Origin of the sequence: Hymenobacter qilianensis, assembly GCF_014638675.1 — a bacterium.
Classification (GTDB): Bacteria; Bacteroidota; Bacteroidia; order Cytophagales; family Hymenobacteraceae; genus Hymenobacter; species Hymenobacter qilianensis.
The window spans coordinates 1,104,989-1,125,374 of sequence record NZ_BMFN01000001.1; the positions used below are offsets into that span (position 1 = coordinate 1,104,989).

A 20,386-nucleotide genomic window follows, 5' to 3' on the forward strand; every position below is an offset into this window, starting at 1 on the left:
AAAATAGAACTTTTTCTGTATTAAAAATGAACTATATAAGCTAAAACATAAAAAAAAACCTGTTCACGCTTAGCATGAACAGGCTTTTTACTGAAAATCAAGCAATCAGCAATAGCTGCTTAAGGCTGAAGGGTGAACGTGCGGGTGACGGAGTTGAACGGTCCCGGAATGACAGTACCATTGGTGTCGACCAGCTCCAGCTTTATGGTGTTTTGGCCGGCGGGCAAGCCTTCCATCATATACGGCAGCCACTGATCCAACATAAACTCGGTTCCGTTGATGGTAGCGCGCACTTTGGCGCCTTCAGGGCTGAGCGTAGTATTAACCAGATAAAAATCCAGCATTACCTTCTTGGTATCGTTACCCGAATAGGTATCCTTAGGCCGGCTATAGAACATGTGCGGAGCGGCCAAATCGGCCCCCAGCGGGGTGGCGCGCGCCGAGCCAACATTGATCACGCGCAGGTCATAGGCACCACGATGCTTCAGGCTTTCGTGATAGGAGCGCGACAGGAACGACAGCACCACGTGCTGACCATCAGGGATATTCTTGGTAAACTCGGTCGTGTAGTGAGCGGTATAGGGCTCATTGTCGACGATATTATGAATGTGCTGGCCTTGCTGCGAATTGGCCATGTGCTCGGCGTGTATGCCGCCGGTCATCTTGGTCAGCTGAAAGTTACTTAAGTCATAGTCGAAGGGCACAGCACCGGAGGCTACGGTATTGCCAGAGGTTGGCGTCTTCAGCCGCATCTGCGACTCCGGATATTTAGGCGAGTCGTTGAAAGGAGTCAGGCGGATGCCATTCTTTTCCATGCTTGACAATCCACCCGGCGCTGTATTCTCAGCGATGGTCTGCGTGGCAGTTTCGGTTTGCTGACGAGTTGTGTCGCAGGCTACAACGCCTAAAAACATGGCGCCGCTTAAGAGTAAAGTTGATGCTTTCATAATGAAAAAGGAAATAGTACCAAAGAAGCCGAATATCGGGTAATGTTGAGTTACAAAGATGACATTTGATTTTTGAGTACCTTGCACAACACGAAATGATTGCTCAAAAGTATCTTGATTTTCCGCTATGGACCCAACATTGCTGGAAGAAATTCCATCCCTCGATCTAGCCGACTTCCGGTCAGGCGACCCGGAGCGCAAGCAGCGCTTCGTCCAACAACTCGGTGATGCTTACCAAAGCATCGGCTTCGTGGCCCTGCGTAATCATGGCCTAACCGAAGAGCAAACCACCCAGCTCTACGCCGACGTAAAATCCTTTTTCTCCCTGCCCGATGAGGTAAAGCAAAGCTACGAGAACCCTGCTTTGGCCGGGCAGCGCGGTTACATAGGCAAAGGCAAGGAGCACGCGAAAGGCCGCAACACCGGCGACCTGAAGGAATTCTACCACGTAGGCCAAGAGGTAGACGACCCGAATGACCCCATCAAAAATGAGTACCCCGACAACATCTGGCCGAAGGAAGTCCCTACCTTTCACCAGACTACGCTGACCACGTACAAAACGCTGGAAGCAGCGGGTAAGGACGTACTGCGCGCCATTGCTTTATACCTGAATCTGCCCGAAAACTACTTCGATGATAAGGTGCGCAACGGCAACAGCATCCTGCGCCCCATTCATTACTTCCCCATCGAGAACCCCGATGCGGTGCCGGCTGATGCAGTACGGGCCGCCGAACACGGCGACATCAACCTGATTACGCTGCTTATGGGCGCTTCGGCCGATGGCCTGCAAGTGTTGCGCCGCGATGGCAAGTGGATTCCGATCACAGCTCTGCCCGACCAGATCGTGGTAAACGTGGGCGACATGCTCCAGCGCCTGACCAATGGCGTACTCAAGAGCACCATTCACCGCGTGGTAAATCCGCCCCGTGAGAAGATGAACTCTTCGCGCTTCTCTGTACCATTTTTCATGCACCCTCGCTCCGAAATGAGCTTGGCAGCACTCGAAAACTGCGTTACGCCCGACAATCCTAAGCAGGAAGCAGACATTACCGCCGGCGAGTTCCTGAACGAGCGGTTGATTGAGCTTGGCTTGAAGAAAAAGTAACCGTTGTTGTCAGCTAATTACTGACAACCGATAATTGAGGTAAAAAAGCCCCCCGGCATTTTTCTGGGGGGCTTTTTTCTGATAATACCGTATCTTTTCTTCGCACTATGAAGGCCTTAGTATCTGGCTGTTAAAAGTACCAAGCTCTAAAAAAGTGGAAACGGAAGAGGTTAGCTTGGTTCCCCCACCCCGCCGTAGTGGCAACCGCACCAAGCGCGTACGCGGTATCATTTTCCTGAAGGATGTGGCCGTGCTGGCTCTCACCAGCTTTGGCGGTCCGCAGGCGCACCTAGCCATGATGTTCCGCTTGCTAGTTGATAAGCGACGCTACCTCACGTCGGCAGAGTTGGTGGAGCTGACGGCTTTGTGCCAAATTGTGCCCGGCCCCTCCTCTACCCAAACGATCACTGCAATCGGCTTCCGGCTGGGCGGCCCCAATCTGGCGTATCTCACGCTGCTGGTCTGGATGACGCCCGCCGTAACGTTCATGACCGTCTTTGCACTCAGTATTAGCTATTTAGACCCTAGCCTGGTAGCTCGACTGGTGCAGTTCGTGCAGCCGATTGCCATTGGGTTCGTTGCTTATTCAGCTTACAAAATTGCCGAAAAGGTAATTCACACCAAGACCTCCGTCGCCCTGATGGTATCGGGAGCTATGCTTGCTTATTCCTTCCAGCTGCCGGCCGTACTGCCCTTGCTACTGCTGGCTGGGGGGCTAATTACGGCCTTTCGCTACAGCAAACTGCCTCAGATAGAGCAAAAGCAACCGTTGCGCGTTGAGTGGGCCAACTTCGCTCTTTGGCTAGGCGTACTTATTGCGGCGGCCGTGCTTGGCCATTACACGCGCTGGCTACCCGTGCGGCTTTTCGAGAACTTTTACCGCAACGGCAGCCTCGTATTTGGGGGCGGGCAAGTGCTGGCGCCGCTTCTGTTTGCTGAGTTTGTGGAGTTTAAGCGCTACCTCACGGCCCCGGAGTTCCTGTCGGGGCTGGGACTGGTGCAGGCCATGCCGGGGCCCAACTTTTCCTTTGCTTCCTATATCGGTACGCTTGCCATGCGCCGGGAAGATGCAGGTGTGAGCGGGCAGCTGCTGGGTGCGTTGGTTGCCTCGGCGGGTATTTTTCTGCCGGGCACCTTTCTGATCTTCTTTCTGATTCGCTTCTGGGACCAGCTGAAGCAGTACCGCGTGGTAAAAGCGTCGTTGGAAGGCATCAATGCCGTAAGTGCGGGTCTGGTGTGGGCCGCCACCTTTCTGCTCTACCATCCGCTGCCCGATACGCCCGTCAACCTGATACTGGTAGCTTCTACGTTCTTGTTGCTCCTATGGAATAAGATTCCGTCCTACGTTATCATCGGGGCCGGACTGGTAGCTGGTATCTTGTTCTGATACTGGTTTGGTATAAACACAAAAAAGCCCCCCAGATTGACCTGGGGGGCTTTTTTACATAGTATATCTGTGTTTAGGCTTCCAGCATTTGCGTTTCGGGCAGATTCATCAGATAATCGCCATAACCGCTTTTGCGCAGGGGCTCTGCTATTTTGCGTAGCTGATCCGCCGTGATAAAACCCTGACGGTAAGCAACTTCCTCAATGGAGCCTATCTTCAGACCCTGACGATGCTCAATGACCCGCACAAACTCTGAGGCCTGCATCAGGCTCTCAAAGGTGCCCGTATCCAGCCAGGCCGTGCCGCGGCCCAGAATACCCACTTTCAGCTTGCCACGACGCAGATACTCCTGATTCACATCCGTGATTTCGTACTCGCCCCGAAAGCTGGGCTTGAGATTGCGCGCAATCTCAATTACTTCGTTATCATAAAAATACAGGCCCGGCACCGCGTAGTTGCTCTTCGGTGTTTTGGGCTTTTCCTCAATGCTGAGTGCTTTTTTGTCGGCATCAAACTCAACTACGCCGTAGCGCTCCGGGTCATTGACGTGGTAGGCATATACCACGCCGCCGTCGGGGTTGCTGTTGCTTTGAAGCAGCTGCTCCAGTCCTTCACCGTAGAAGATGTTATCCCCCAATACCAAGGCTACTTTATCATCACCGATAAAGTCGGCACCAATGACAAAGGCCTGCGCCAAGCCGTTAGGCACTTCCTGAATGGCATACTGAAAATTGCAGCCCAAGCTCTTTCCATCACCGAGCAGCCGCTGAAACTGCGCCTGATCATGAGGCGTGGTGATCAGCAGGATATCCCGAATTCCGGCCATCATCAAGATAGACAGCGGATAATAAATCATCGGCTTATCGTACACCGGCATAAGCTGCTTGCTAACGGCCAGCGTGAGGGGATGCAGGCGAGTGCCGGATCCACCGGCGAGAATAATACCTTTCATGTGTCAGGGACGACGAACCAAGTATAAAAGAATGGGGCGCGAGCGGGCTTCGTGGCCGCCAAAGGGTTAGTTGCTCTCGTGAATGAACTTCTGGTTTGCTTTAAACCACGCCAGCGTTTGCTGCAAGCCTTCCCGAATGCGAATCTGCGGATCGTAGCCGAGCAGGTTTCTGGCTTTGGAAATATCAGCTAGCGAGTCGCGGATGTCGCCGGGACGGTCGGGGCCGTATTCGGGCGTAATATCCGAGCCGGCTTCTTCTTTGAGAATAGTAAACAGGTCGTTCAGCGACGTGCGGTCGGCTACGGCAATGTTATACACCTCATTCAGCGCCGCCGGATTTGTGGTCAGCGCCGCTTTGATGTTGGCTTGCACGCAGTTTTCTACAAAGGTAAAATCGCGCGTCTGTCCACCGTCGCCATTCATGCGGGGGGCTTTTCCCTGCAACACCGCGTCGATAAACAACGGAATTACGGCCGCGTAAGCGCCATTCGGGTCTTGGCGGGGGCCAAAAATATTGAAGTAGCGCAGCCCGATAATAGGCATGCCATAGGTTTTACCGAATACGTCGGCGTACAGCTCATTGGCATACTTGGTCACGGCGTACGGCGACAAGGGCTTGCCGATGCGGTCTTCTATCTTAGGCAAGTGGGGCGAGTCGCCGTAGGTGGAAGAAGAAGCAGCGTACACAAAGCGCTGTACGTTAGCTTCTTTCGCGGCCACCAGCATATTCACAAAGCCCCCCACGTTCACATCGTTACTCGTGATGGGGTCATTGATAGAACGCGGTACGGAGCCTAGTGCGGCCTGGTGCAGCACCACATTTGCCCCCCGGCAAGCATCGCGGCATACTTGCGGATCCCGAATGTCGCCTTCAATAACTTCCAGAGCCGGATGCCCTTCAAACAGGCGCATGTTTTTGCGGAAGCCGTTCGAGTAATTGTCCAGCACGCGCACGCGCCCGGCGCCGTACTTAAGCAGGTATTCAACCAGATTAGAGCCAATAAAGCCGGCTCCACCCGTCACCAGAAAGGTCAGGTTATCGAGTGGCTGGTCGTGAAAAGGGATATCGTACATTCTTTCAGTTAAGAATTAGTAATTAGTAATTAAGAATCGTGCTTTAAATAATCAGATAACTTATACCCAATTACTCATTCCTAATTCTTAATTATCAGTTGCGCGCTAGCGCTGAGCGTATTGCTGAAGGTAATAGTCCTGGTAGGCGCCCGTAGTCACGCGCTCCAGCCACTCAGTATTGGCCAGGTACCAGTCGACCGTTTGGGCCAAGCCTTGCTCAAACGTAACGGATGGCTTCCAGCCCAACTCGTTCATGATTTTGCTGGAATCGATGGCATAGCGCAAGTCGTGCCCGGCGCGGTCTTTCACGAAGGTGATAAGCTTGCGCGAAGTGCCGGGAGCTTGGCCAGTTTTCTCATCCACCACATCACACAGCAGGTGAATCAGCTCTAGGTTCTGCCACTCGTTTACGCCCCCAATATTATAGGTGTCGCCTACTTTGCCTTTATGAAACACGGCATCAATGGCCGTCGCGTGATCTTTCACGAATAGCCAGTCGCGCACATTTTCTCCCTTCCCATACACCGGCACCGGCTGCTGGGTGCGGATGCGGTGAATGGCCAGCGGAATCAGCTTTTCCGGGAAATGATTGGGACCGTAATTATTGGAGCAGTTGCTCAACTTCACCGGCAGCCCATACGTGTGGTACCAAGCGCGCACGAAGTGGTCGGAGCTGGCCTTGGAGGCGGAATAGGGAGAGCGAGGATCATACGCCGTGTCTTCCGTGAACATCTCAGGACCCATTTCCAGAGAGCCGTAGACTTCGTCGGTGCTTACGTGGTAGAACGTTTTGCCCTCATACCCCAGTGGCTTCCACAGGTTTTTGGCCGCGTTCAACAAGTGCACTGTACCCAGCACATTAGTTTTCACAAATGCCAATGGATCAGTAATGGAGCGGTCTACGTGCGACTCGGCAGCCAGATGGATTACTGCATCGGGCTCTTCGCGCGCAAACAGCTCATCAATGAACGCCTGATCGGCAATATCGCCTTTTATGAAGCGGTAATTAGGTGCATGCTCGATGTCGCGCAGATTCTCCAGGTTGCCTGCATACGTCAGGGCATCCAGATTAAGAATCTGATACTCCGGGTACTTGGTTACAAACAGGCGCACTACATGTGACCCAATAAACCCAGCCCCGCCGGTGATAATTATCTTCATCTGATAAATGGTTGAATTGCTAAATGGCTAAACGCTTAATGACTTGCCAGAACGGCCAGCCATTTAACCTTCAACCATTTAGCCATTTGACATTAGCTTCTGCTGCCACTTCCAGGAGCTAGCCAAGCTTTCTTCCAGAGTAGTAGTGGTTTCAAACCCTAATACCTGATTGGCCTTGGTAACGTCAGCGTAGATGGCGGGCACGTCGCCGAGGCGAGGAGGCCCGATAACATAATTGAGCTTCTGGCCGGTTGCCTTCTCAAAGGTCTGCACCACTTCCAGCACACTGTTGCCACGGCCGGTGCCTACGTTAAAGGTCTCAACGGCCTCGCTCTCCCCTTTCAACAAGCGCTCCACGGCTACCACATGAGCTTTTGCCAAGTCTACCACATGGATGTAGTCGCGGACGTTGGTGCCGTCGGGGGTGTCGTATGTATTGCCGAAAATGGTAAGCTTCTCCCGAATGCCAGCCGCTGTCTGGGTTACAAAAGGAACCAGATTATTGGGTACGCCCAGCGGCAATTCCCCAATCAGAGCCGAAGGATGGGCGCCGATAGGATTGAAGTAGCGCAGCAGAATGGTGCGCACGCTGCTATTAGGCGCGGCCACTACGTCACGCAGTATGTCTTCGCAAATCTTCTTCGTGTTGCCGTAGGGCGAAGTAGCTGGCTTAGTGGGCGTTTCCTCCGTCACGGGCAGCTGGTCAGGGATGCCGTATACCGTGCAGGAAGAAGAAAAAACCACGTTCGGCACCTCAAACTCCTGCATCACTTTCAGCAGTGTGAGCAAGGAGCCGATATTGTTATGGTAGTACGCCAGTGGCTTCTGCACCGATTCGCCCACAGCTTTGTAGGCGGCAAAGTGAATGGCGCCACGCACGTCTTTCTCGTGTGCAAACACCTCGCGCAGTGCTATTTCGTCAGCGCAGTCAATGGCGTAGCACGTGATGCTGGTTCCCAAAATCTCTTTCAGGCCGTGCATCACAGACTCGGAAGAGTTGCTGAAGTTATCAACAATTACAGGCTGATAACCAGCCTCGTATAGCTCTACTACCGCGTGCGAGCCAATGTATCCTGCGCCGCCGGTTACTAATATTTTCGTCCTTTCCATTTCTGAGTGGTTAAATGGCTGGGGGTTAAATTGCTGATTGTTGAATGGCTAAATGGTTGATTATTGAACATTCAACCATTTACCCTCCAGCCATTTAACTATTTATATCACAAGCTCCAATAGTGCAGATCCTGCATCTTGCTGCGGTACAGACCTTTAATATCAACCAAAACGGCATTATCAGCCGTGATAGACTGGAAATACGCTTCGTTTTTGTCGAGGTAGGGCTTATGGCCCACGGCTACAATAACGGCGTCATAGTCAGTTCTAGTCTCTTCGGCGGACGTGAGGCGGAAGCCATACTCATGGTGCAGCTCGTCAGAGTCAGCGTGCGGGTCTACGATATCCACATTGACAGAGAAGTTTTTCAGCTCCTGAATCACGTCGGCCACCTTGGAGTTGCGAATGTCCTCCACGTTCTCCTTAAAGGTAGCGCCCATTACCAGCACCCGGCTTTTGGCTACGTCCTTGCCTTGCTTAATCATCATCTGCACCGTTTTGCGGGCGATGTAGGCTCCCATATTGTCGTTGGTGCTCCGGCCGGAAAGAATAACCTTGGCATCAAAGCCTAGCTCCTTCGCCTTATACGTCAGGTAGTAAGGGTCAACGCCAATGCAGTGGCCACCGACTAGGCCGGGCGAGAACTTAAGGAAGTTCCACTTGGTGCCCGCGGCCTCCAGCACCTCATAGGTGTTGATGTTCATGCGGTCAAAAATCAGCGACAACTCATTCATCAGCGCAATGTTGACGTCGCGCTGGGTGTTCTCGATGATCTTGGCTGCCTCGGCTACTTTAATGCTGCTGGCGCGGTGTACACCGGCTTTCACCACCAACTCATAGAGCTTGGCAATGATATCCAGCGACTCATCATCGCAGCCGGCCACTACTTTTATGATGCTGGTCAGCGTGTGCTCCTTATCGCCGGGGTTGATGCGCTCGGGTGAGTAACCCACCTTGAAATCCTGAGGGAATGATAAGCCCGACAGCTTCTCCATCACCGGGATACAGTCTTCCTCGGTGCAACCGGGGTATACAGTGCTTTCAAACACTACGTAATCACCCTTTTTGAGCACTTTGCCCACGCTGGTTGATGCTCCCAACAAGGGCTTCAAATCGGGCATGGCGTGCTCGTCGATGGGCGTGGGCACGGCCACGATGTAGAAATTGGCCTCACGCAATACCTCCAAGGAGTCGGTGAATGTGATGTCGCAGCCCTCGAAGTCTTTGGCCTCCAGCTCGCCGCTGGGGTCTATGCCGTTGCGCATCAAGTCGACGCGGGCGGCGTTTATATCGAAGCCGATAACGCTGAGCTTGCGGGCAAACTCAAGGGCGATAGGCAAGCCCACGTACCCGAGGCCGATAACGGCTAGCTTGGCTTTTTTCTGAAGTAATTGCTCGTACACAGGAAGAGGAAATGCTGAATTTTGACTTATGAATTTTGGATCGCAATAACAGGTATTACCTGATTATCAAAGGTTAACTCGTACTGCATGCCGCTTTCGGGGCAGGTGGCCCGCTGGCTGGCATCGAAAATAAGACGGTGCCCCGCGCGGCTCATCCAGCCCTGCGGGCGGGCCGGATTACCGTACACTAAGGAGTAAGGGGACACGTCGTGGGTTACTACGGAACCGGCGCCTACAAAGGCGTATTCACCCAACCGAACTCCGCATATAATAGTAGCATTGGCCCCCACGCTTACGCCGCGCTCCAGTACGGTAGGCTGGTATTCGTGGCGGCGCGGCACGGCGCTGCGCGGATTGCGCACATTGGTAAAGACGACGGATGGGCCCAGAAAAACATCATCGGCGCACTCCACGCCCGAGTAAAGGCTCACGTTGTTTTGCACTTTCACGTTGCTACCCAAGCGGACGCCATTCGCTATCATCACGTTTTGCCCGATGCTGCAGTTTTCGCCCAGCTCACAGCCCGCCATCAGGTGGGCGAAGTGCCAGATGCGACACCCGGCGCCAATACGGCAGCCGTCGTCGAGTACAGCGGTGGGATGTGCAAAATAGGCAACCGTATCAGTCACGAAAGCAGATAACTAGCTCGGCAGGCCGCCGATTTTGAGCCCGCAAAGGTAGGACTTTTTAAGTTTGAGAAGTTCGGATTCTGTGAGCGTGGGGGCCCCTACTCGACCATTACCCCAGTCACCATCCGGTCTTTACCGAACATATCCTGCTGAATTTGCCCCCCAGCGTACCCCAGCTCAGCGAGTAGCCTGCGTACGGCTGTGGCGTATTGCTCATTTATTTCGAAGTATAATTTGCCCCCCGGCCGCAACAATTCCTGGCCCAGCTCAGCGATGCGCCGATAGAAAAGCAACGGGTCATTATCCGGCACAAACAACGCGGTAGCCGGCTCGTAGTCCAGCACGTTGGCCCGCATTTGGGCCCGCTCGCTTTCCAGCACGTAGGGCGGATTGCTCACCAGTACCGCCAGGCTGTGGGGGGCAATTCCGGTCGGTGCGGCTCGCAGAATATCGACTTGCTGAAGCTCTACGTTTGGCGCATAGCGGGCCGCGTTGCGCCGGGCCACAGCCAGTGCCTCAGCCGAAATATCCACTCCTATTACCCGGGCTGCTGGCAGGGCCTGGCTGAGGGCAATAGGAATGCAGCCCGAGCCCGTGCCGATGTCGAGAATGGTAAGCTGGGGGGCATTTTTCTGCTCTTTGCTGATAAGCGCCACCAACTCTTCCGTTTCGGGGCGGGGGATGAGCGTGGCGGGCGTTACTTCCAGCTCCAAGCCCGCAAAGTGAGCAGTACCCAGCACATATTGCAGGGGTTCATGGCGCAGGAGCCGAGCTTGGGCAGCGTCTATTAACTGCGCCTTTTCTGTGGAAACCAGCTCAGTGGCTTGCATGCGGCGCTTTAAAGGCGTCAATTCCAGATAATGCTCCACCATCTGCCCCGCAATGGCAGCGGCTTCAGGCTCAGGATAAATGCCCCCCAAAGTGGTGGTGAGGCGGCGCGTTAGCTCCAGGATGGTCATACGAAGCAGGGTTTGTACCTTCGGCCATAAAGCTACGTTCCTCCCACCCCGTATGCGTGATTTTGATGAATTGATAATGCGCCGCGCCCTCGACCTAGCTCGGCTGGGCTTGGGCTATGCGCGGCCTAACCCGGTAGTTGGCTGCGTGGTAACCCACAACGGCCGCATCATCGGCGAAGGCTGGCATGAGCGCTACGGCGGTCCGCACGCTGAGGTAAACGCCCTGGCGGCCGTTGCTGATAAAAGTCTGCTGCCCAAAAGCCGCGTGTACGTGACGCTGGAGCCGTGTGCTCACTTCGGCAAAACACCGCCTTGCGCCGACTTACTGATTGAAAGCGGCGTCCGCGATGTCGTCATCTGCAACCTCGATCCTAACCCGCTTGTAGCCGGCCGCGGCATCGACAAGTTGCGCGCTGCTGGTGTGCACGTGGAGACAGGCGTGCTGGAGGCGGATGGGCGGTGGCTCAATCGGCGCTTCTTCACTTTTCAGGAGAAGAAACGGCCCTACGTGGTCTTGAAATGGGCCGAAACGGCCGATGGACTATTGGCCGGACGGTTTTATCAGCCCATTCAAATAAGCGGGGCGCTGGCCCGCGTGGCGGTGCATCAGTGGCGCGCCGAGGAGCAGGCCATCTTGGTAGGCACGCGCACGGCCCTGCACGACAACCCCAATCTGAACGTGCGCGACTGGCCCGGCCAAAATCCCGTGCGCGTGGCCATCGACAAAAACCTCAGTTTGCCCCCCAGCCATCATCTGCTCGATGGCAAGCAGCCTACCTTGGTTTACACGTACCGCGAGCGGGCTGCCCGGCCCAACATCGACTACATAAAGCTACCCGAAGCGGAAGACTTATTCCCTTGCATTCTGGCCAACCTCTTTGAGCGTCAGATACAATCGGTGCTGGTGGAGGGTGGCCCTACTGTGCTGACTTCTCTATTAAAGGATGGTCTTTGGGATGAAGCCCGAATACTGCGCAGCCCTAAAAACCTTGGCGCGGGCATTGCGGCACCCCAACTGGGTATCAGGCATTTGCACGAGCAGGTAACTCTGGGCGACGATATGCTGTTTGTCTATCACCACTACCGCGCGTAAGCCGCAGCTTGCCTCGCCGTAGCTCAACTTTATCCTACATCTCACGACCACAAAAGCCGCAGCTTACCCTGCTTTTCTCATGGCTGAAGAACTCATTCTCGACCTTACGCTTACCAAAGCCGAAAAATACCGTCAGCTCCTGCCCCAGATTGAGGCCCTGACTACCGGCGAGCCCGACCTGATTGCCAACCTGGCTAACACGATGGGCGCTTTAAAGCAAACCTTTGGCTTTTTTTGGGTAGGCGCTTACCTGGTAAAGGGCGATGAGCTGGTGCTCGGGCCTTTTCAGGGGCCAATTGCCTGCACCCGAATCCGGCACGGCAAGGGCGTATGCGGTGCCAGCTGGGCCCAGGCCCAGACCCTGCTTGTACCCGATGTGGAGCAGTTTCCCGGCCACATTGCCTGCAGCAGCGAGTCGAAGTCTGAAATCGTGGTGCCGGTGCTGAAAGATGGACAGGTAGTAATGGTGCTTGATGTAGACAGCGACCAGCTCAACGACTTTGACCAAGACGATCAGCAGGCCCTGGAGCAACTCGCGCAGCTGATGGCAAGCTGGTTTTGAGTAACTCGCTTGTATTTTGTATAGTCAAAAAAGCCCCCCAGAAAACTCTGGGGGGCTTTTTTTATTAGTGATATGAAAATTAATACATGATGTAAAAAAGAAAGCCAGGAAAATCCCGGCTTTCTTTTTTGGTGCTTACTGTTGGGATAAGCTCAGCTTATCGCTCAATAGCAATGCGCTTGTTTTCCACTTTACCATTAACAATCAGGCGGCAGAAGTACACACCGTTGGGCAGATCCTCACGGGTCAGCTTAACAGTATAGTCACGGTTGCCTTCTATCTCAGCATTATAAAGCGTTGAGACTAAGCCACCCAAGCTGTTATAGATGTATACCTGCGCCTTGCCACCTTCGGTGCTGCGGAAGCGGATAGTAGCCTGGTCAGCTATTGGGTTCGGGTAAACCTCCAGCACGTTGCTGGCTGTCTTCACCTCAGCAGTCTTCACACCACCCACCGACGCAACACTTGTCTGTTGAACTGTTACGGCATTGAGCGTTGAGGTGCTCCGTACGCTGATTCTACCACCTTTCAACTCCTTCATCACCGTTTTGCCGCCAATCCAATTGCTGGAGAAGAGAAGCTCGCCGGTAGATGACCGGAGCGTAACGCCAATCTGGTGCGATTTGCCCGTCAGAACAGACTCGAATGCCTGTATGGAAAGGTCGAGGTTACCAGTGACCGTAACGCTGGTGAGCGGGTTAGCATCCGTGGTGTAAGACAGGTTGGCCTTCGTGTTGAAGTCGCCCTGGTTGCCTTCAGGATTCGAGAAAGTGCCTAATGTGTTGATGGCATTGCTCTTGATCTGATACGTGCGCCACTCGGTGCCAACCTGCTTTCTGAAGATGATATTGGCTTGGCCCTGGATATTCTTGCCGCTTTTGTTCCACTTCATCGTGAAACCAAAGTTCATCTTCGAATCGACAGTGCCGGCATGAGTGCCACCCGGATTAGCCATCACCATGCTGCCCCCACCAGTTACATAATCTTGGCCGGGTACAGCTATCGTAATCAGCGTTTGGGGTTCAACCGTACTGCCCTCATAATAATTGCCCTGTGCTATAGCGCTCAACTTGAACGTCTTACCCCCTTCTTTAAACTCACCTTCAGTAAGCTCGATGACCTTGACATCAGTACGGGCTACCCCAACCGTAGGATCATCAGTATTCAGCAGGTTGACTTCAAAAAGACTACCAAACAAATTGGTGGAGGTGCCTACTTCTCTGAAGGCCACACTTGAAGCCACATTCGTGTTTTTGACAGCCCCGCGTGAGTCATCAGCCTTATCAGTGAATGTTGCGATATATTCCACATTCGCATTGTAGGAGCTGGAATTGGCAGTACCAAAGTACTCTAAGCCAGAGTATACTAAGTCAGCATCCTCTTTTGTAACACCAAGCGCAGTAGTGCTGGTGGCGCTAGCTATGTTAGCTGAGGTTGGCGTAAACACGGCCGACACACTATAAGTACCAGGCTTCTGCATAATTGCGAACGACTTGATTATGGTGCCATTCGTAGCATTCCAGTCTTCAATAATTGAAGAGCCTAATGTTTCAGGCGAGCCACCATTGCTGGTTATCTTGTACAGGATAGTACCACCCGTGCTGTTTAGTGGTGCCTCAGCAGTAGTCGAGGTAACCTTAGCAGTTAGTGTGATTTTATCGGAATATTGTACTGATTGAGTATTAACGACCAGCACCATTTGTGCAACTGCCATATTGATGGTCGCTGTAGTGGCCGCCGTGGTGTTGGCTGTGTAGTTACCAGCATCTGTGCCGGAAATACTGATGCCATTCACCGTCACTGGCTTATTCACACCAACCTTAAAGTCAGCGAAGGATGCACTAGTGTAAGCAGTCGTTAGATCATCTCCACCTACCCGGTTGTCTTTCAGACTTACAGTAGCATTCGTTGTGCCATCGAACAGTTTGTCTATACCGGTTGCAGTCACCAGCAAGTCGCGCTTGCTTATGCTAGCAGTAGTAGTGCTTACGGTAGCTAAGTGATAGTTGGCAGCATCATTACCTGACAGCAAAGGCGTATTAAGCGTTACCGTTTTGTCGGCACCAACATTCTTGTTGCTGAAGGTAGCAGTGCCACTCAGAACTACGTCGTCCGCACTGATGGCTTTCACAACCGAGGTACTTATCACATCAGCTGTTGTTTTACCATCATACACTTTGTCTTTTGATACAAAGGTGCCAGTAGTGCTCAACTTCGTGATATCGGCAGTAGTCGTAGTGGAACTGTTGAAGGTGTAATTCTTTGCATCAGCACCAATCAAGTCCAAATTCACTACCGAGACAGTTTTGGCCGTACCTACACCTTTGTCGGAGAAGGAAGCCGTGCCAGCCGTCAGACTAACATCATCTCCCATTGCCTTGCCTTCCAGAGTACGGGTCAGGATCGTGGCGGCCCCGGTGCCGTCATACACCTTGCTGGCAGCTGTTGCTGAAGCAACCAGCGCTTTGGCGGTAATAGCAGCCGTAGCAGCAGCACTGGTGTTAGCCGTATAGTTGCCAGCATCCGCACCTGCTTTGCTTACCGTCGCCGTAACTGCCTTGCCCGGAGCCACATTCTTGTCGGCAAACGTGCCGCCAGTAGAAGCTACTGTCACTACATCCCCGGCTACCAGACCGCTGGTAGCAGCGAGGAAGGCTGAAGTAGTAGCCGTAGCATTTCCGTCGTAGACCTTGTCTGTTGCGCTAAGCGAAATAACCAGCTCTTTAGCTGAGATGTCAGCCGTGGCAATGGCCGTGGTGTTGGCTGTGTAGTTACCCGCATCAGCACCGGCTTTGCTTACGTCACCGGTCACCGTTTTGCCCGTACCGACATTTTTGTTGTCGAACAGACCGTTGAGAACACTCACTGTTACAGCGTCTTTCTCAACCAGGCCACTGGCGATTGAAGCAGTCACAGCCGCGTTTTTGTTACCATCATACACCTTATTCTGAGCGGCAATGTCAATGACCAGCGTTTTGGCAGTAATAGCAGCCGTAGTAGCAGCCATTGTGTTGGCAGTGTAATTGCCGGCATCGGCGCCCCCGGTGATGCTCACATCCGCCGTCACTGTTTTGCCCGTACCCGCGTTCTTGGTATCAAACAATCCGCCGACAGCGTTTACTGTTACAGCATCATTAGTAACTAGGCCATTGGTGATGATAGCCGTTACGGTAGCATTTCTGTTGCCGTCATAGGGCTTGCTGGTGGCCGTAATGCCAATTGTCAGTTCTTTTGCAGTGATGTTAGCCTGGGCAGTAGGATTAGTAGTCGGCAGGCTATAGTTGCCGGCGTCGCCACCATCCAGTCTGAAGCTGCTGCCGGTTACAATCTTGTTGATGTCTACATTCTTATTGGCGAAGCTGGCACTACCACCCGTGAGGGTTACCGCGTCAGTTTCCAACACACCATCCAGAGAACGGGTCGTGATGGTAGCTGCCGTGCTGCCGTCGTATACTTTATGAGCAGCGGTGAACACGGGGGTTAACTCAGCGGCCGTGATGTTGGCTGTTGTTGAAGCTGAGTTGGCGGTCAGGCTGTAGTTGCTGGCAGAATTGCCCCCCAGCGCTACGGTTGCGGTTACTGCTTTATTCTGTCCAACTTTTTTGTCGTTGAACTGAGCATTTGTAACGGCTACCGTTACTACATCACTTCCTACCAGGCTGGCGGCGGGCACGCTGCCCAAAGCAGTGGCATTACTAGTAGCATCATATACTTTACTCTGCGCCAGAATCGATGCCGTGAGTGCTTTGCGGGTAATGGCAAAGGTGCTGCCAGCGGTCATGCTCAAGTCATAGTTTGTGCCCAGGCTGAGCGTACCCAGATCGATGGCGTAGGTATTCACGTTCTCGCCACCAGCACGCGCCAATTGGCCCGAGAAATTGTCGCCGTCTACTTTTGAACCCGTAGTAATCGAGTACCCTAATACTGGATCAGTAGTCGTACCATACACCTTACTTTGGTTCGCAGCAGCCGTTACTACAATAGGCCGGGCAGTAATAGCGGCCGTGGCCGTAGCCGTAGTGTTAACCGAGTAGTTGCCGGCATCCGCGCCGTCCAGGCGCAGGCCTGCTGCCGCGACGGTTTTACTATCAGCTACGTTCTTATCTGCGAATGCAGCGGTGCCAACCGTCAGGGTAACGGCGTCCGGGCTAATCACTCCTACTAAAGTGCGGGTAGCGATGCTGGCCAGCGTAGTTCCGTCATATACTTTGCTGTCAGCGGTAATGGAAGCTGTTAGCGGCTTGGCCGTGATTTCGGCAGTTGCTGTGGCTGAGGTGGCCGACAAGCTGTAGTTACGGGCAGCCTCTCCTGTCAGAGCTACTGTTGCAGTCACAGTTTTATTTGTTCCAACCTGTTTGGTAGCAAAAGCGGCATCGCTTACTGCTATAGCTACCTCATCACCGGTTACCACATCGGCGGCGGGTACGCTGCCTGTTGCGCTTGCTGTCGTGCCGCCATCATACTCTTTGTTGCTGGCAACGATAGAAGCTGTTAAGGCTTTTGCCGTGATTGTAAACTTCACCCCAGCGGTCAGGCTCAGTACGTAGTTATTGCTCAGGGCCAGGGAGCCCTGGGTAATGTCATAAGAACCTACCGTGCTGCCCTGTTCTCTGGACAAGCTGCCAGTGAAGGCGTCCGTTCCAACTAATACTACTGGCTCGTAAGCTAAAGCCGGCTCGGTAGCGCCATAGGTTTTGCTCTGACCAGATCTGGGGGTCACCGTAACGGCTTTCGTTGTGATAACGAAGTCATTCGTGTTATACGAAACCGTATAGTTATTTATAGCCGAGGCATTGGTCGAGCTGTTTTTGATGGACAGCGTTCCTTGCTGAATGGCGTAAGAACCTACATTTTTGCCCCCCACACGGCTCAATGCACCCGTGAATACGTCGGTGCTGGCTAAGCCACGGCCGCTAACCGTATAAGCAAAAGCGGCTGGCTCATCGTCGCCGTATACCTTTGTCAGGTCAGAAGCTGCCGTAATGGTGATAGGGCGAGCGGTGATGCTTAGGTTGGCAGGAACAGGATTTACCGTGTAGTTAGCCAGCGCTTCCCCGCTGATGGTGGGTGTAATAACATAGGCACTGCCCACTGGTGAGCCAACCGAGGCTGTGCTGCTGCCGCCGGTTGTGAAGGTATCATCGTTCTTCTGACCAGAGACCGTGGCCGTAAAAGAAGGATTGTCATCTCCGTACACGCGGCTTGCGGGGTCAGCCGTTACCGTCAGGGCGGCCTTAGCAACAGTCAGCGTACCGGCTACATAAGTGAAGCTGTAGTTTGTAGCTACGCCACCACTTACAGAGATGGGATATGTGCCAAATCCACTGCTTTCGTTAGAAGCCGTAGCTGCAACGGGAGCAATAGTCAGCGCGCTGGCATCCTCGGTTCCGGCAAAGCCATCATAGCTTACCGTCAAGGGTGGAGTTGCATCCCCGTAGGACTTGCTCTTATTGTCAGCCGTGGCAGTAAGCTCTTTACGCTCGATGGTAATAGCTGCCGTGGCGCTATTGGTAGTGTAGTTAGTGCTGGCAGCATACGTGGACGTAGCTAGGTACTTGCCGGCATTACGAGGAGCTGTGGTGCTGGCGCTGTACGATGTACCATCAGTGCCTTCGTACGTTACGGAAGTAATCGTCAAGTTATCTCCATTCACGCCTGTCACGCTCACGCCGGTGGCTGGATGCGCCTGCGTGTTGTACGTGAAGGTTCCGCCGGTAATCGCGACAGCAGGCGTAGCTGGGGTTACCGTGAAGCTACGCGTTACGTCGGTTGCAGCATTATACGTGTCGTTACCGCCCTGAAAAGCTTCGATAATTACCTCACCAACTCCTGTGATAAAAAGCTCCCCTTTGGTGAGAATAGCTGGTCCCCTTGCTACTGAAATAATCACTGGCAAGTTGGAAGTAGCTGATGCACTGATTGCAAATGGTCTGACGCCATACACTTTCGAGTCTATAGCCGCAAAGGTGATGGTTTGGTCTAGCTTGTTTACGGTCAGTGTGGCTACGCTGCTGGTAACCGGTGGGGTGCACTCACCGCTTACCGTCACATAATAGCTACCGCCATTAGCAGTAGTTACCGAGCTAATTGAATAGGTGCTGCTGGTGGCGCCACCGATAGGAGCACCCGAGCCTACAAGCCCTTTGTACCACTGATACGTGAGGCCGGTACCCGTTGCCGCGACGGAGAAGCTGGCTGCCTCGCCTACGGTTTGGGTTGCGGGCTGGGGCTGAGCGGTAATAGCAGGGGCAGCATTTATCGTTACAGACTTTGTAGCCGACGTGACATTGCATCCATCGCTGGCGGCAATCAAGTTAGTCACCACGTAAGTACCCGGCGTACTGGTGCCGGGCGTGATCTGGCCGGTGGCAGCATCCAGGGTCAGGCCGGCGGGAGAAGCTGTAAATGTGCCAGCCGTAGCGCCTGTAGCCAGTATGGCCGGAGCAGAGGAAACAGAGGTGCAATATGCAGCAGCACCGTACGAGAACGTCGCCACCGGAGTGTTCGTAATCGTGACGGCGGCAGTGGCGCTATTAGAGCAGGTGCCCGACACCGTATAGGTTACGGTATACGTGCCGGCCGTGCTTGCACTCAGGTTAATCTCACCCGTGTTTTCATTCAGGGTCAGACCGTTGGTTGAGGTAAATTTGCCCCCCATAGCACCAGTAACAGCCGGCGATGGATTAGTGCCCGACTTACAAAATGGCGAACCGCTGTAAGTGAAGGCAGCGCTGGGCACAGGATTAACCGTTACAGCCGTAGCGTCCGAAGTAGCCGAGCAGCCGTTGTTAGTAACCGTAACAGAATAATTACCACTGGCACTTACGGTAATGGCTCGCGTGGTCTGGCCGCTGCTCCACGAATAGCTTGTGCCTTCTGAAGCAGTAAGGGTTACGGAGCCGCCAGCGCAGAAGGTAGTTGGGTCACTCGCACTAATCGAGGCAGTAGGTGCAGCAGGCTGTGGATTGACTGTAACTTTGGTCGTACCGGAAGTACAGCCGTTGCTGCGCGTCGACACGAAATAGTCGCCCGCTGCCAGACCCGAGAACACACCACTTGTATTAATGTAATTGGTGCCGTCGATGCTATAAGTGATACCGGTGGCTGGAGCTGGAAGGCTAACTGTGATAGTGCCTGTAGCTAAAGCGCAGGTAGGCTGTTGGGTTACGCTGGCCGTGGGGGCATTAGGGACAGCAGTAATAGAAACAGCTCGAGTAGCACTATTGGAGCAGCCATTGTTGGTGAGTGTATAGCTAATGATGGCTGAGCCGACGCTAACGCCTGTAACTATACCTGATGCTGCATCAACAGTAGCAACTGCCGTATTTGAACTGCTCCACCCGCCACCGGTAGTAGCGGTGCTTAGGGTGGTAGTGCCGCCTACACATGCCGCCGCTGTGCCAGTAATTGAGGCTACCGTAGGTGCAGCATTGATGGTCACCGACCTCACAGTTTGAGCAGAAGGCCCATTACAGCCGTTAGCCGTTACTTGAATATCAACTGAGCCGGAAAAACCACTGGCCCAGGTTACGACACCTGTCGAGGAAATTGTACCAGCTGTGGTTTTACTCAGCGACCAGTTAAATCCTGTGCTGTTAGTAGCCGTGGTGGCATAATTCGTTGTAGTGGTGCTATTCGTTAACTGGCAGGTTGGTTCGATTCCTGACGCAATGGTTATAGCAGTAGGTTTTCCTACCGTTGCATTTATCTTCAGGATACTAGCTGATAGACCACCATTTGGTAGCGCATTCGTGACCACTCTAATACGATATCCCTCGCCTGTATTAGTGCTACTTGGTAGAGTGGCGTTAATAGTCCCACTGCCATTGCCGCCATTATTTAAAGAAAATTGGGTTGGTGAATTAGGGCTAGTAATGTTTGTTGCAGGAGAATTAAAAGCTCCGTTGGCATCCGATAACTCGGCTCTAAATGTATAGGTAGCACCCGTAGACCTTGGGCCATCAAAGTTGAAAGTCACATTCACAGTACTACCTGCGCAAAATG

Annotated in this window: 13 protein-coding genes; 4 read left to right on the top strand and 9 right to left on the bottom strand. The window is 53.4% G+C overall.

Features of this window, described 5'->3' with window-relative positions; all coding sequences use genetic code 11:
- Positions 1-119: 119 nt before the first annotated feature.
- Positions 120-947 carry a hypothetical protein gene (locus IEW06_RS04695; protein ID WP_187733674.1) on the bottom strand — a complete coding sequence of 276 codons (828 nt, stop codon included), beginning with the start codon at positions 945-947 and terminating at the stop codon, positions 120-122.
- A gap of 127 nt (positions 948-1,074) precedes the next feature.
- Here IEW06_RS04695 and IEW06_RS04700 point away from each other — a divergent pair, with 127 nt between their 5' ends.
- Together IEW06_RS04700 and chrA are read left to right on the top strand one after the other, a co-directional pair.
- The gene (locus tag IEW06_RS04700) at positions 1,075-2,052 is read left to right on the top strand and encodes an isopenicillin N synthase family dioxygenase (RefSeq protein ID WP_187733673.1); all 978 of its coding nucleotides are present in this window, start codon (positions 1,075-1,077) and stop codon (positions 2,050-2,052) included.
- Between the two features lie 154 nt (positions 2,053-2,206).
- Complete coding sequence (chrA, locus tag IEW06_RS04705) at positions 2,207-3,439, top strand: chromate efflux transporter (RefSeq protein WP_229743040.1); 1,233 nt, start codon at positions 2,207-2,209, stop codon at positions 3,437-3,439.
- 73 nt (positions 3,440-3,512) lie between these two features.
- Here the strand turns inward: chrA and rfbA are convergent, their stop codons facing one another.
- The 7 genes from rfbA to prmC form a co-directional block, all read right to left on the bottom strand.
- Positions 3,513-4,391 (bottom strand): glucose-1-phosphate thymidylyltransferase RfbA, encoded by an 879-nt coding sequence (gene rfbA / locus IEW06_RS04710; protein WP_187733672.1) that lies wholly within the window; start codon positions 4,389-4,391, stop codon positions 3,513-3,515.
- 66 nt (positions 4,392-4,457) lie between these two features.
- A complete protein-coding gene (locus IEW06_RS04715) occupies positions 4,458-5,465 on the bottom strand; it encodes an SDR family oxidoreductase (RefSeq protein ID WP_188547572.1) in 1,008 nt (335 codons plus the stop codon).
- Positions 5,466-5,570: 105 nt separating this feature from the next.
- On the bottom strand, positions 5,571-6,626 hold the full coding sequence (gene rfbB, locus IEW06_RS04720) for a dTDP-glucose 4,6-dehydratase (protein WP_187733671.1): 1,056 nt from the start codon (positions 6,624-6,626) through the stop codon (positions 5,571-5,573).
- A gap of 78 nt (positions 6,627-6,704) precedes the next feature.
- Positions 6,705-7,736, bottom strand: coding sequence for a UDP-glucose 4-epimerase GalE (galE, locus tag IEW06_RS04725; RefSeq protein WP_187733670.1), 1,032 nt, complete (start codon positions 7,734-7,736; stop codon positions 6,705-6,707).
- 107 nt (positions 7,737-7,843) lie between these two features.
- Positions 7,844-9,139, bottom strand: a complete 1,296-nt coding sequence (locus tag IEW06_RS04730; protein WP_187733669.1) for a nucleotide sugar dehydrogenase — start codon at positions 9,137-9,139, stop codon at positions 7,844-7,846.
- 26 nt (positions 9,140-9,165) lie between these two features.
- Positions 9,166-9,768, bottom strand: coding sequence for an acyltransferase (locus IEW06_RS04735; RefSeq protein ID WP_187733668.1), 603 nt, complete (start codon positions 9,766-9,768; stop codon positions 9,166-9,168).
- Positions 9,769-9,866: 98 nt separating this feature from the next.
- Entirely contained in the window at positions 9,867-10,727 is an 861-nt protein-coding gene (gene prmC, locus IEW06_RS04740; protein ID WP_188547573.1) for a peptide chain release factor N(5)-glutamine methyltransferase, read from the bottom strand.
- 52 nt (positions 10,728-10,779) lie between these two features.
- On the opposite strand from prmC, the gene ribD reads away from it, so the two are divergent.
- Both ribD and msrC read left to right on the top strand, forming a co-directional pair.
- Positions 10,780-11,820, top strand: a complete 1,041-nt coding sequence (gene ribD / locus IEW06_RS04745) for a bifunctional diaminohydroxyphosphoribosylaminopyrimidine deaminase/5-amino-6-(5-phosphoribosylamino)uracil reductase RibD (protein ID WP_188547574.1) — start codon at positions 10,780-10,782, stop codon at positions 11,818-11,820.
- Positions 11,821-11,899: 79 nt separating this feature from the next.
- The gene (gene msrC / locus IEW06_RS04750) at positions 11,900-12,382 is read left to right on the top strand and encodes a free L-methionine (R)-S-oxide reductase MsrC (protein ID WP_187733667.1); all 483 of its coding nucleotides are present in this window, start codon (positions 11,900-11,902) and stop codon (positions 12,380-12,382) included.
- A 157-nt stretch (positions 12,383-12,539) separates the two neighbouring features.
- Here the strand turns inward: msrC and IEW06_RS04755 are convergent, their stop codons facing one another.
- Positions 12,540-19,823 carry a beta strand repeat-containing protein gene (locus tag IEW06_RS04755; RefSeq protein WP_188547575.1) on the bottom strand — a complete coding sequence of 2,428 codons (7,284 nt, stop codon included), beginning with the start codon at positions 19,821-19,823 and terminating at the stop codon, positions 12,540-12,542.
- Positions 19,824-20,386 lie beyond the last annotated feature (563 nt).